A 14,214-nucleotide genomic window follows, 5' to 3' on the forward strand; every position below is an offset into this window, starting at 1 on the left:
TATCACTAAGTTCAAATAGCCTATATTTAATTATAAAATTTTATAATATCCATCTTTCCACAGATAGTGGAATAGAGGTAATGAATGTTTTGTAAGTTATGTTATAATAAGTATTATATAAAATTGTAATTTAATGAACAATAGTTAAAAATTACGACTTAATTGGAATGTTCTTATATTATGAGTATTTACACAACATAGAATCACAATAATAGATTTAAATGAATATGGAAAGCCAGAGATTTATATAGAAAAAGGATTGGTGGGAAAATAAATGTATTTACCCAATAAGTTCGATAAAATACTTGCAGGTATGCAGTTTGAAATAGATAAAGAAGGTATGTCGAAAGCAAAAGTAAAATACTATATTTTATTAGATTCATTATTCTAATTATGAGCATAATGCGCAGTTAGATAAATGTAGGGTTCGACATTGTCCCTATTAGAGGTTCTCGAAGTGCATCTCCAGTTAACTTATGTATTTTTAATAAGGTGGAAACGAAATATAACTTTCGTTTCCACCTTATATTTATTAAATAGCTATTTAATTTTGTTATTTTTATAAGAAGATGCATACTAGCTCAAAAAATTCTCTAATGTCATGGAATCTAAATCTTGTAATTCTTTTAGTATGTTAAACTTTTAATAAAATGTCCATCATATAGTAATATTTCTATCCCAATGTCTATGGGCTGAAATATCGGCTATAAACTTATTTACATACTGATCTTTAGCATCGTAAGTGGTAACTCCAGGCTGATCTTTCATCTCTGGTTTTAACAGCATAGTCATTGACTGTGAAACTAAAATTGGCTTAAAATGTCTATAGGTTTCTTCGATAAATATCTTTCCACGCATTTTGAAGTCAGGGTCAACATTGTCTGAGCCAAGAACGCAGATAGCATCAAACAATACAGGATCTGCAGATAACAAGGAGTGTTTGGGTAGTTGATTTGTGCCATCAGAACCTTTTATTGGACTTAAGTTAGAACCTATTATTTCTGGCATAGTTTTTGCAGCGTTTAAAGCTTTCATCATAGTGTTAAATTCATCTGCATTATATCCTTCTGATAATATTACTCCAACTTTCAATGTATCTGATTTTTTAATAGTATTTTCTTGACTAAGTGCTGGTGATATTTTGTTATATTTTGAGGCTTCACCTTTTGGAATGTTAGCTCCGAGATATTGTGCCACTTGAGTCATCATGTCAATATTTACATTGCCAAACATATCAATTATTTGTTGCCTAATGTCTTTATTGTTTACCTTAGAAAGTTCAAATTTAAATGCATCAATAATATGCTTTTTCTCCACACTACTCATGCTATTGTAAAACATTGCTGCTTGAGAAAAATGATCTTCAAAACTTTTACTTCGTAAGCGGACTATATTTCCTTCTACTTTTTCTTGGTAATTAGCAAAGCCACCTTCGTCTTCACTTACAGTTTTTGGTGTGTTGTTAGATAATGAATTATTATGGTAGCTCACATTAGTAGTATTTATTGTATGCCTTGAATGTCCATCTCTTTGATTATTATGGACGGGCGCTACAGACCTATTTATAGGAATCTCATGGAAGTTAGGTCCACCTAGCCTTATAAGTTGAGTATCTGTATATGAGAATAACCTACCTTGTAATAGTGGATCATTTGTAAAATCGATTCCTGGAACTAAATGACCTGGATGAAAGGCCACTTGTTCAACTTCTGCAAAGAAGTTATCTACATTTTTATTTAACGTGATTTTTCCTATAATCTTTACAGGAACATCCTCTTCAGGCCAAAGTTTTGTAGGATCCAATATGTCAAAGTCTAAGCTAAATTCTTTATCTTGTGGCAATAATTGTACCCCTACTTCAAATTCAGGATAATTGCCTGTATTGATGGCTTCTTGTAAGTCTTTTCTGTTAAAATCTGCATCCTTACCAGCTATTTTTTGAGTTTCATCCCAAACTAGAGAATGAACCCCAAGCACAGGTTTAAAATGGACTTTAAAGAAAGTAGATTTACCACTTTCATTAATAAATCTAAAGGTATGTACGCCAAAGCCTTCCATCATACGGTAACTTTTCGGAATTGCTCTATCAGACATAACCCACATAACGGTATGAGCAGATTCCTGATTATTTGCTACAAAGTCCCAAAAGGTATCATGAGCACTAGAGGCTTGGGGAACCTCCGTATCTGGCTCAGGCTTTACTGCATGAACAAAATCGGGAAATTTAATTGCATCTTGAACAAAGAAAACAGGAATGTTGTTTGCAACTATATCATAATTGCCTTCTTGAGTATAAAACTTTATTGCAAAACCTCTTATATCTCTAACTGTATCTGCAGATCCTCTAAATCCGGCTACAGTAGAAAATCTTACAAATACTGGTGTTTTTACAGAAGGATCTTGTAAAAATCCTGCTTTAGTATATTCTTTCATTGATTCATATAGTTGAAATTCTCCATGTGCTCCAGTGCCTCGTGCATGCACAACTCTTTCTGGAATCCGCTCATGGTCAAAATGAGTCATTTTTTCTCTGAAATGGAAATCTTCCATTAAAGTTGGGCCTCTATACCCTGCCTTTAATGAAAATTCGTCTTGTGACATTGTAACTCCTTGATTTGTGGTAAGATTTTTTCCTTGGTTATCCATTTTAAATTCATCTAGTTGTTTCTCTTTTGCATTTTTTATCTGGTTACTTTCTTTGTTATTTTGATTTTCCATGGTATTCTCCTTTCAAACTATCAACTTTCAAGTTAAAAAGTTGTTTATTATAATATTGTCAACTAAAAAGTATTTATACTACTAAGTGATGCTCTAAATTTCTATTTGGCTAGCAGAAGTTAAGTAAGAGTCCAAATCTTTGATTTGGCTACTCGAACTTACTCATTCGAACGCACGTGAGTCGAGCTTCCTTTATTAATAAGCAACTTCAGTGCCAAGTTTCTTTGGAAAATGCTTCAGGGGATGTACTGGTTTTTAAGTGGATTAGTTTTAGATTTGATTTCAGGGGAAAATTACAATATATATATAATGAATTGAAAGGTTATAGTTATCTAAATAAGTAATTTATTGTAGAATGGCCACAAAATGTTATAATTATCTTATCAACAGTTTGTATTTAAATGATGAAACAGAAATAGAGTGAGTAATCTATAAAGCAAGTGTATGAAAATAAATGTTTCTAATAGGACCTATACTGGACAAAAAGGATTTTTCAATGCTGAAGGGTAGGGTGTTTATGAAAGAGATAAAGGATTTTGATAAGGTTTATAAATATTATGATAAATTTATGGCTATTTTTAAGTTGTATAAGTTTGAAGATATAGAAAGTGCTGCCAATATAGATGGACATGAAGTGGTTGTAGATATAGGTGGAGGAACTGGTTGTTTAGCACAGCATATATGCAATAGCTGTAAGACTGTATATGTGCTTGATGAAAGCGAGAAGATGCTTTCAAAGGTAAAGCAGACAAAAAATGTGATAGTTATAAGGGGTAATGCTCTCAACACTCCCTTTGAGAGTAATTCTATTGATATAGTAATATTGAGTGATGTTTTTCATCATATCAAAGAACAAAAAGAGCTTATTGTTGAGATAAGTAGGATACTAAAGGTTAATGGGAAGGTAGTTATTATGGATTTTCATAGAAAGCATATAAGAACCAGGTTACTAAGAGTATTTGAATTTATTCTCTTTGGAAGATTATTTTTTAGAACTAAAGATGAAGTTAAGGTTTTATTAGAAAAACATTTTCATATAAATAAGTTTTATGATAAGGGCTATTATTTTATATTTGTAGGAGAGAAAATATGTTAAATAAAATATTATTTTACTTGAAGGTTGGGTACAAGCTTTTAAAAAAAGAAGTCGTAAACAAAGAAGATTATAGAGTGGAATATGATAAAGTTTCTTACACCTATGATTATTGGCTTAAAGAAATGGGAAGATATTCGGATAATATTATTCATTCAAAGCACATAGATACGGATAAAGAATTGAAAATACTAGATTTTGCTTGTGGAACAGGATATATAACAAAAAGTTTATTAGATAAATCCGAAAAATATAAAATTACATCTGTAGACCAATCAAGTAAAATGATTGAGAAGTTGAAGGACATCAATGATCATAGAGTAACAATCGTTAACAGTGATGGCATTGAATTTTTAAAAGATTCTAATGAAAAATTCGATGTCATATTTTTTGGCTGGGCGCTTTCTTATTTTAATCATCATGAGTTATTAAGTCTCTTTAATAATGCTTTAAAACCACAAGGTATGTTAGCAATAATTACAAATGTTGATGGAACTTTAGATAAAATAGAAGAAATTTTTTTAGAGGTGATGAGGGAGAAGCAAAAGGAAGTAATTAAACCTATGGATATAAAATTAAATTTGCCTAAAGGAAAAAAAGGCCTAGTTAAATGGTGTAATCAATACGGGTTTAAAGCTTTAGAAGTAAATGAAGGTGAAGTCTTTTTTAGATTTAAGGAGCCAGAGGAACTTATGCAGTGGTTAAATATAACTGGTGCGGCAGCTGGAACTAGAAAAATTTTCAAGAATTACAATGAAGTTAAACCTCTTATAATTGAAAAAATAAAAAAAGAGAAATATAAAAATGGAGTTTATGAAATAAACCATAAATTTGCATACGGTGTTTTTAGAAAGGAATAGGAATGAATGAGTATAAATAATTTAAAAATCATGACAAAAATGGCTATTGATAAAAATGTTATAAAGAGTATATTTGAGATTTACAACATTTTAAAGGAAGATAAGCAGTTTAATCTATTAAAATATGTAAAAATGATGAGAAGTTTTATAAAGGGTGAAAAGATAGTGAATCATGGGGATAAGTATATACTAAGTACCTTTTTACCGCCTTTTCCATCTAAGTCATTTATACAAAACATCCTAGCAGTAGATGAGCCCAACAATATATTTACAAAGCAAATATATGCAAAAAGGACTGCACCTATTTCCATGTACTTATGTATAACAAATAAATGCCCTAATAATTGTCTTTATTGTAGTGCAAAAAATAGAAAAGTAGAAGAAGAATTATCAAAAGAAGAATGGATTAATGTTATAAAGGAACTTCAAGACATGAGGACTCCGATTATTGGAATAACTGGAGGAGAACCTATGTTACGTGAGGATATATTTGATATTATAAGAAATATAGATAACAGAAGTACAGCAATTCTATTTACCAGTGGTTTTAATTTAAGCTATGAGAAAGCAAAAAAGTTAAAAGATAGCGGGTTATTTGGCATTGGCATAAGTTTAGATTCTTATGATAAAAATATACACAATGAAAACAGAAATAATGAAAGTGCTTTTGATTATGCTCTTGAAGCACTTAGAAATGCAAATAGAGCAGGATTATATACAATGGCGCAAACCGTTATATTAAAGGAAAATCTAGATGAGGAAAAATTGCTTAAGTTATTTAAATTAGCTAAAGATAATGGAGCCCATGAAGTGAAGATACTTGAACCTATACCAAGTGGGAATCTTTTAGAGGAAAAACCATTAAAAAATGTATTTTATAGTGATAGTGATAGGGAAAAGCTTATAAAAATACAGCATAAGGCAAACAAAAGAAGTAATTTACCTAAGATAAGCACCTTTGCTTATACGGAAAGTGAATCTAAATTTGGTTGTGGCGCAGGAAATCAACATTCTTATATAAGTGCTTCAGGAGAACTATATCCTTGTGATTTTATGTCTATGAGCTTTGGAAATGTAAAAGAAGAATCTATAAAAAATCTTTGGATTGAAATGAAAAATTATATCGGCAAGCCTAAAATAGGATGCTTTGCTCAAAAAGTGAATAGGGAAGTATTTAAGCAATCAGAAGGTATACTTCCACTTAATAAAGAGAAGGCAATAAGTATTTGCAATGAAAATAAAAGTGATAGATATCCAAAATATTATAGGGATTTGCAATAGTGGCGGAGAAACTTATCGTAAGTAACGTAGACTTTCTTTTAAACCGTTGATATTATAATAAAATTAAATATATATGAATTCCTTCGTTCAATGTGTATGAAAAAGATGAATTAACCAGGTGTGTTTTATAACTGCCTTAGAGCCTATGTTTAATAATTTTTAGTATAATTTGTTAGCAAACTGATTTTATACTATTAAAGTTAAATATAGGCTTTTATCATATATATAAGCAAATTAATAAAATTAAAAAATAAATTAATATTATATTTAATAAAAATAATATTAAATATAATATTGACTTTAATAAAATTAATGTTATACTTAACATTGTTAAAGAGAGGAGGTTTAAAATGGATATTGATAAAATTCCTAAATGGGTATTTGCTTTAGAAAAGGAAGATTTGGGGTTTTTAAAAAATTTTGCATTAAAATCAGGTTCTTTAAAGGAGATTGCAAAATTATATGATGTCTCGTACCCAACTGTAAGATTAAGATTAGATAAACTTATTCAAAAGATAGAATTAAATGATAAAAGTGAGGAGGAACCATTTCAAACATTTATTAAGGGATTAGCAGTAGAATCAAAGATTGATATTGAAACTGCTAAGTTAATTATAGATAAATATAATGAGGAATCGAAGGAGAATAAAAATGAATGATTTAATGGAGCTTATTATAGCATTTGGAGCTGGTACAGTGATGTTAATTACACAACAGTTATTAAGTAAACGTGAAAATTGGATATTAGGAGGTATTTTGCCAATAGTATCATTACTATTTGCAATAGGAGTATTTAATTTGGGAAAAATAGAATTTAGTATAAGGAATTTAATCCCTTTTATTATACTTATAGTTATACAACTTTCTATATGGGAAGAAGGAAGAAAAAAGATTAAAGAAAAGAAAGAGTTAGAATTAAATAAAATGAAGAGTAGAGATTTATAATAGTTTGTTATAATTTTTAATTGAATTTGATCCTATAACTATGTGAATAGTGAGTTTTCTTAAGAGGAAAGCATATACAGAAGAATAAAATGGGAAAACCTTACTTGTAATTGATATGGACAACCATATCATAAGGATGTAATGGCTATTGGAAAGAGTATAATTAGAGTTAGTATTTACATATTGACATATAAATACATATTTAGTAAAATAAATTAGAACATATGTTTCAAGAGATACACAATAGTTAAAGGAGATAGTTTTAGATATGATTAATATATTAAATATTAACAACCTTCCTAATGAATACGTAATAGACTTCCTAGGTAAAGCTAATACTTCTTATTTGGGTAAAGCAACTGGCAGCGAGAAGATTTATATAAATATTGATAGAATATTACCAGGTTCTAAAAGTTCTAAATATCACAGTCATACAAAACAAGAAGAATTTTTCCTGATTCTTAGTGGATATGGAACTTTGAGGATTGATGGCAAAGAATATTTAATAAAAAAGGGAGACTTTATTGCCAAGCCCGCAGGAAAGGGCATAGCTCATGAATTTATAAATACAGGAGATGAAACCTTAGAAATTCTTGATATTGGTACTAAAGAACAAGGAGACATAGTATATTATCCAGATGAAGATGTATATTATTTAAAAGATAATGAACTTGTCTTTAGTGGAAATAGCAATTTAAGTGGATGGGATTCTGAGCCTAATAAATAACTTAGAAATTTACTTATCATAAATAGTGTCAGACATATGAGTTATTATAGTTAATACAAAAGCAGCCTTAACCATTGAAATTAGTTAGGGCTGTTTTTTTATGTACAAATACCTTATCATAAGTAAAACAAATCAGTCTCAAATCCACTAATTAAAAATTTTTAATCTGTTTTAGTTTATTAACATAAAACTTATATAAAATATAAGAGAGGGATAGCTCTTAAGGAATAAGAAATAGATTGAAATATTAATAAATAATTAAAGATAGTAAAACATAATAATTTGGGTATATCATGTCAAGAGTATTGTATTTATATAATATTAAGTATCTGACTATTGAAAATGATAAATGATGAAAAAATAAGAGGTTCGAAAGTATGAAAAGAAAAACGTTATTAGAGAATATCAATACACAAATAAAAAGTGGGAATCATATTATTGGTGTAGCAACAGGTACAGGAATGACAGCAAAATATGCTGAAAAGGGTGGAGCTGATTTTATTTTAGTGTTAAATTCGGGTAGATTTCGGCAAATGGGGAGAAGTTCATTGGCAGGCTATTTGCCATTCTGTAATAGCAATGATATGGTAATGGACTTTGCTTCAAAAGAGATAATACCCTTGGTAAAAGATATGCCTATTATATTTGGACTCAATGCAACGGACCCTCTAAAGAATATGGAAAGTTACATAGATAAAATAAAGGATATGGGCTTTTCAGGTATTAATAATTACCCTACAGTTGGACTTATAGACAGTCAGTTCGGTGAAGCTCTTGAAGAAGAAGGATGTAATTATTTAATTGAAGTAGAAGCAATAAGAATAGCCCACGAAAAAGACATGTTTACAGTTGCCTTTGTATTTAATGAAATGCAAGCGGAGCAGATGATTATTGCAGGAGCTGACGTTATTTGCGTACATTTAGGTCTAACAGGAGGAGGATTGTTAGGAGCAAAAAAAGTTTTCTCATTGGAAGCTGCAAAGGTTAAAGCGGAAAAGATATTTAATAGATGTAATGAGTTAAAGCCAGAGGTAATTAAATTAATATATGGTGGACCTGTGAAAACACCAATCGATGTTCAGTACATGTATAGTAATATTGAAGACTTAATGGGATATATAGGTGGATCGACATTCGAAAGAATTCCATCAGAAAAGTCTATTACAAACATAACAAAAGCTTTTAAAGTTTCAACTCAGCTAGATGAAGATGATTTAATAATTAAAATGTTAGATGGAATTAAAAAGCACTATAATTATGTTGAATTTGTAAAGGAGTATGTTGCTCAAAATTATATGAACGATATTTCATTTCTAGACCTAGCCAAAGTAGCTCATGTATCTAGAGGATACTTAAGCAGTTTGTTTAAAAAAGAAGTTGGTTGTAGTTTTCCAGAGTATCTAGTTAAATTCCGTATAAATAAAGCAGCAGAAATTATAAATAAAGAGAATATCCAATTGTCAGACTTAGCATCATTAGTTGGTTATAAAGATTATGTGCACTTTAGCAAAATGTTTAAAAAGTATAAGGGGTGTTCGCCAAAACAATATAAATTTAGAAATATGACATAAACACAAAAATATAGTACATAGCAACGTTTACATGAAGGGGCGAAAAAAGTATGATTAACTTATAAATATCATACGTTTTATAAGAAGATTATCTTAGTCATTTATCTAACATTGTACAGACTAGATAAAAGAAAATTTATGTAGGGAGATTAAAGAAATGAAGACAATCGCTATTGCAGGAACATTTGACACTAAAGGCACTGAATATTTATACGTAAAAGAACTAATAGAAGGTTTGGGTTTATGTACTTTTACCATTCATACCGGTGTATTTGAGCCATTATTTGAACCAGATGTATCAAACAATGAAGTTGCAAAATCAGCAGGCTCAAACATAGAAACTCTAGTTTCTAAAAAAGATAGGGCATTAGCAACAGAAGTATTATCAAAAGGCATGGAGAAGTTATTACCTGAATTATATAAACAGGGTAAGTTTGATGGTATTATATCCTTTGGTGGAACTGGAGGAACTTCATTGGTAACTCCAGCTATGAGGGCACTGCCTATAGGTGTGCCAAAGGTTATGGTTTCAACGGTTGCTTCAGGCAATACTGAACCTTATGTAGGTACCAGCGATATTATTATGATGCCTTCTGTGGTGGATGTTGCAGGCCTTAACTCGATTTCAACAAGGATTTTTACAAATGCAGTATTTGCAATTGCAGGTATGCTTAAGTTTGAAAATACAAAAGTCGTAGAGAAAAAGCCATTAGTTGCTGCAACTATGTTCGGTGTAACAACTCCATGTATAACAGCTGCAAGGGAATACCTTGAAAAGAGAGGTTATGAAGTTCTTGTATTTCATGCAACAGGTGTAGGTGGACGTTCAATGGAAGCACTTATCGATGGAGGCTTCATTGAAGGCGTATTAGACCTTACTACTACAGAGTGGGCAGATGAAGTTATCGGTGGTGTTTTAAATGCAGGACCTCATCGTTTAGAGGCAGCAGGCAAAAATCAAATACCACAGGTTGTATCAGTAGGTGCCATTGATATGTGTAATTTTGGGCCATATGAAACAGTTCCTGAGAAGTTTATGACACGTAACTTATATAAACATAATCCTTCAGTAACACTTATGAGAACAAATAAAGAGGAAAATGAAGCAATTGGTATGAGACTGGTTGAAAAATTAAATCTAGCTAAAGAAAAAACAGCTTTATTCATACCTCTAAAAGGAGTATCTGCTATTGATCTAGAAGGTCAGCCTTTTTACGGTCCAGAAGAGGATGAGGTATTATTTAATATATTAAAAAATGGTGTAAACAGAAATGTTGTGGAAGTAGTAGAAATGGACTTTGCTATTAACGATGTGGAGTTTGCAGAAGCTGCAGCACAAAAATTAATAGATATGATGAAAAAATAGTAAATTAATAAATTTAAATTATAGAGGGAGGCTTTATTGATGAATACAATGACAAGAAGTGAAATTATGGCAAAGTTCAAAGAGCAGGTTAAAAATGGGCAAACATTATTAGGTGTAGGAGCTGGTACAGGTATTACGGCAAAATTCAGTGAAGCTGGCGGAGCAGATATGCTTATAGTTTACAATTCAGGCAGATACAGAATGGCAGGAAGAGGTTCCCTTGCAGGATTACTATCTTATGGAGATGCTAATCAGATTGTAGTTGAAATGGGAGCAGAAGTACTTCCGGTTGTAAAAAATACTCCAGTTCTTGCTGGTGTTTGTGGAACTGACCCATTCAGAGTAATGGAGATTTTTCTTAAGCAATTAAAAGCACAAGGTTTTGGAGGGGTTCAAAACTTCCCTACAGTAGGATTAATTGATGGTGTATTTAGACAGAACCTAGAAGAGACTGGAATGGGTTATGATTTAGAAGTTGAAATGATAAGAAAAGCGCATGAACTAGATATGCTTACAACTCCTTATGTATTTGACCCTGACCAAGCAAGAGCAATGGCAGAAGCTGGTGCTGATATATTAGTTGCACATATGGGATTAACTACAAAAGGTACAATAGGAGCACAAACAGCACTTACACTTGATGACTGTGTAGAGAGAATTGAAGCTATTATTAAAGCTGGAAGAGAAGTTAATCCTGATATTATGGTAATCTGCCATGGGGGTCCTATTGCTGAGCCAGAAGATGCTGCATATGTAATAGAAAAAACAGAAGGAATTGACGGTTTCTTTGGTGCTTCAAGTATTGAAAGATTTGCAGCAGAAAAAGGTATAAAATCACAAACAGAAGCATTTAAAGCAATAAGGAAATAATAAATATAATTTGTTTTGAAAATATATTAAAAGGTGAACATAGAGCTCAAGTTATAAAAGAATGCTAGGAAGCAGAGAGTATAAGTATAGTATCTAGAAGTATAACCTCAATAATAATATTGAATAGAAAACAGTGGATTGCAAAGGTCATCCCTCACATCCACCAGTAAAACATCCACCACCTGTAATGGCTTAAATAGTTACTTACGGGTGGTGGTATTTTTTGCTAAGAGATGTTAACTTCTATCTATATTAGTAAAATTATTTTAGAGTAAGTGTATAGTAAATTTAATCTACAAAATGTATTGTTCACCTTAAATAAGTATGCTAGAATGTTATATATTGGTTAAAACTCAAAAATATGGAGGTGTAGAGATGATGTATAAAATTTATAAAATTGACTCCAATAATTTGACAGCAGATGAAGTTGAAAACTTATATTTAATCAATAAGAATATAGGGGAAAAATATAATTTTTTAGATCCCTATAAAAGTAGTGATGACTATAAAGCTTTATATTTATCGTCTTTTAATGGAATTGATAATGAGCTATTTGTACTTGAAAAGAATTCTTTAATTTGCGGAATGATTAATTGTGGTAAGGCTGCTGACTGTAATGGAAATGAACAATATAAATTAAATATCACTTTATGCGATTTACCAATTGATGAACTTATGCTTAAGGCTATAAATCAATTGGTTCAAGAGAAACTAGCTCAACATGGTGAAATTGTAGTGGCTACATATAATTATGAATTAAATGAATTAATAAATCAATACAATAATAAAGTGAGCTTAAGGGCTAATTATTACACTTTGAAAAAAGAAGACATTGATATAGACATGCTTAATAAATCAATGAAAGAATTGGAAGTGAAAAATTCAGATCTTTCTATTAAATATACTGATATCATCTCAGAGGACTATATCAAACAATTTTGTGATTTATTTACAGAAACTATGGAAGATATGCCAGATCTTATGGAAGAGGGTTATGTACAATATATTATAAATCCTGAAAAACAAAGACAAATTAATGAATCTAATAAGAAAAGAAATATAACTCATAATTGTTATATGATTCTTAACTCAAATAATGAAATGATTGCTAAATCAAATGTATCTGCCAATAATAACGACACTCGTTTTCCTTACCAATTTATGATTGGAGTTAAAGGATCCTATAGGGGAAGGAATTTAGGAAAATGGCTTTATGCATCTATGTATAAGAGATTATTCGAGACTGTTAATTTTGATAGGGTGCTTGTATGTCATCATCCTGCAAACAAACATGCAATTAATGTTAGTGAATGGGTTGGATATAAATTCAACTATTTAATGACTACTCATATTTTATACAAGTAACAAATATTTCATTATTATGATAGCCATCAGTTTACTAAACTGATGGCTATTATTCTTAAACCTATTGCTACAACCTCAAAGTACCTGAATTATTCCAAAGGCAGTAAAATTTTTTAAAGCTTAGATTGTATTATTGTATTCTTTAATATCTATGTAAATTAAGGAAATTAAAACTTAAAAACTAGTTAATAGACCAAAGGTGGATCTGGTATTTAAATATAAATGAGGTTTAGTGATGATATGTTTTATCAAATCAATATATAGAAACAAAGCACAATGAAGTTAAACAAAATCCAATAAAATCAAACAAAGTACAATAAAGTGCTTTACAGATGTAAAGAGAACTATTATAATTTAATCATAAACTAATTTTGAAAGGGTAGATTTTTTATGGAAAATCAATTTTATACAATAGATAAAATTGCAGAAATATTAGGTATGCATCACAAAACTATAAGAAAATTTATAACAGAAGGTAAGCTTGGAGCAAATAAAGTTGGAAAGCAATGGAGAATTTCAGGTCATGATTTAAGTGTTTTTATGGAAAAAAATAATGTTAGTATTAATAATAAAAAGATTAGTGAAGAGTCAAATATTGATTTTGTTACTAATGGAGAAGTGAAAGATACTATAAAGCAAAAGATAAATGTATCTACTGTTGTAGATATTAATGATGTAGATAAAGAAGAATATTTTAGAATATCAAATACTCTTATAGCAGTAATGAATTGTAAAGATTCCGAAATGGAAAAATCAACAATTAATATGAAATATGATGAAAAAGTAAACAGACTAAGGGTCTTGTTATGGGGAAATGTAAGATTTATTGAAGGTATGCTAAGTTCAATTTCTATGCTTGTGGAACAAACAAATTTATAAGGAGAGTGAATGCTTTGAATTACAGAGTAGTAAATAAAGATAACAATAAATATATTGAATTTGCTTCTGATTTGAGGAAACTTTCTTCAGAGCAAGATGTGCTGGATTGCATATCTAAATGTATGGAAAATGACGTTTATACAATAATACTGCATTCTAATGTATTATCTGAAGATTTCTTTAATCTTAAAACAGGATTAGCAGGCATGGCATTACAAAAATTTATAAATTACCATGTAAAAGTTGCTGTTATTATTGAAGACGAAGAAAAGCTTAATGAGCGATTTAAAGAAATGATTATGGAAGCTAACAAAGGAAATTATTTTAGAACATTTAAGAATATTGCAGATGCTGAAATTTGGATTTCAAAATTGTGATATAAAAGAGGTATAAAATGAAACAAAATATTGTATTTAAAACTCAAGAAGAAAAGGATTTAGAAGAGTCCTTAATAAAAAAAGTATATAAATATATGCAGTAGTTTAATGGTTCTATGATATAATTTAGAAGTTGAAATTATTTAGGCATCTGAAAATAAA

Annotated in this window: 13 protein-coding genes; 12 read left to right on the forward strand and 1 reads right to left on the reverse strand. The window is 30.0% G+C overall.

What is annotated here, in order from left to right:
* Window positions 1-657: 657 nt before the first annotated feature.
* On the reverse strand, window positions 658-2,718 hold the full coding sequence (locus tag B3W71_RS03300; RefSeq protein WP_346887519.1) for a catalase: 2,061 nt from the start codon (window positions 2,716-2,718) through the stop codon (window positions 658-660).
* 517 nt (window positions 2,719-3,235) lie between these two features.
* Here B3W71_RS03300 and B3W71_RS03305 point away from each other — a divergent pair.
* The 12 genes from B3W71_RS03305 to B3W71_RS03360 all read left to right on the forward strand — a co-directional run bounded on the left by B3W71_RS03305 (window position 3,236) and on the right by B3W71_RS03360 (window position 14,052).
* Window positions 3,236-3,814: a class I SAM-dependent methyltransferase gene (locus B3W71_RS03305; protein ID WP_346887520.1), complete on the forward strand. Its 579-nt coding sequence runs from the start codon at window positions 3,236-3,238 to the stop codon at window positions 3,812-3,814.
* The gene (locus B3W71_RS03310) at window positions 3,808-4,671 is read left to right on the forward strand and encodes a class I SAM-dependent methyltransferase (protein WP_346887521.1); all 864 of its coding nucleotides are present in this window, start codon (window positions 3,808-3,810) and stop codon (window positions 4,669-4,671) included. The genes B3W71_RS03305 and B3W71_RS03310 overlap by 7 nt, the downstream gene beginning before the upstream one ends.
* 6 nt (window positions 4,672-4,677) lie before the next feature.
* Window positions 4,678-5,952, forward strand: coding sequence for a radical SAM protein (locus B3W71_RS03315; protein ID WP_346887522.1), 1,275 nt, complete (start codon window positions 4,678-4,680; stop codon window positions 5,950-5,952).
* A gap of 350 nt (window positions 5,953-6,302) precedes the next feature.
* Entirely contained in the window at window positions 6,303-6,611 is a 309-nt protein-coding gene (locus B3W71_RS03320) for a DUF2089 family protein (protein ID WP_346887523.1), read from the forward strand.
* Window positions 6,604-6,897, forward strand: a complete 294-nt coding sequence (locus B3W71_RS03325; RefSeq protein ID WP_346887524.1) for a hypothetical protein — start codon at window positions 6,604-6,606, stop codon at window positions 6,895-6,897. The genes B3W71_RS03320 and B3W71_RS03325 overlap by 8 nt, the downstream gene beginning before the upstream one ends.
* A 268-nt stretch (window positions 6,898-7,165) precedes the next feature.
* The gene (locus tag B3W71_RS03330) at window positions 7,166-7,624 is read left to right on the forward strand and encodes a cupin domain-containing protein (RefSeq protein WP_346887525.1); all 459 of its coding nucleotides are present in this window, start codon (window positions 7,166-7,168) and stop codon (window positions 7,622-7,624) included.
* A 377-nt stretch (window positions 7,625-8,001) separates the two neighbouring features.
* A complete protein-coding gene (locus tag B3W71_RS03335) occupies window positions 8,002-9,195 on the forward strand; it encodes a phosphoenolpyruvate hydrolase family protein (protein ID WP_346887526.1) in 1,194 nt (397 codons plus the stop codon).
* A gap of 157 nt (window positions 9,196-9,352) precedes the next feature.
* A complete protein-coding gene (locus B3W71_RS03340) occupies window positions 9,353-10,561 on the forward strand; it encodes a Tm-1-like ATP-binding domain-containing protein (protein ID WP_346887527.1) in 1,209 nt (402 codons plus the stop codon).
* A 39-nt stretch (window positions 10,562-10,600) separates the two neighbouring features.
* Window positions 10,601-11,431 (forward strand): phosphoenolpyruvate hydrolase family protein, encoded by an 831-nt coding sequence (locus tag B3W71_RS03345; protein ID WP_346887528.1) that lies wholly within the window; start codon window positions 10,601-10,603, stop codon window positions 11,429-11,431.
* A 375-nt stretch (window positions 11,432-11,806) separates the two neighbouring features.
* Window positions 11,807-12,796 carry a GNAT family N-acetyltransferase gene (locus tag B3W71_RS03350; protein WP_346887529.1) on the forward strand — a complete coding sequence of 330 codons (990 nt, stop codon included), beginning with the start codon at window positions 11,807-11,809 and terminating at the stop codon, window positions 12,794-12,796.
* Between the two features lie 390 nt (window positions 12,797-13,186).
* Complete coding sequence (locus B3W71_RS03355; protein ID WP_346887530.1) at window positions 13,187-13,675, forward strand: helix-turn-helix domain-containing protein; 489 nt, start codon at window positions 13,187-13,189, stop codon at window positions 13,673-13,675.
* Between the two features lie 14 nt (window positions 13,676-13,689).
* Window positions 13,690-14,052 (forward strand): DUF4180 domain-containing protein, encoded by a 363-nt coding sequence (locus tag B3W71_RS03360; protein WP_346887531.1) that lies wholly within the window; start codon window positions 13,690-13,692, stop codon window positions 14,050-14,052.
* The last annotated feature ends 162 nt before the right edge of the window (window positions 14,053-14,214 follow it).

This window comes from Clostridium sp. UBA1056 (assembly GCA_002316385.1).
Lineage (GTDB): Bacteria > Bacillota > Clostridia > Clostridiales > Clostridiaceae > Clostridium_J.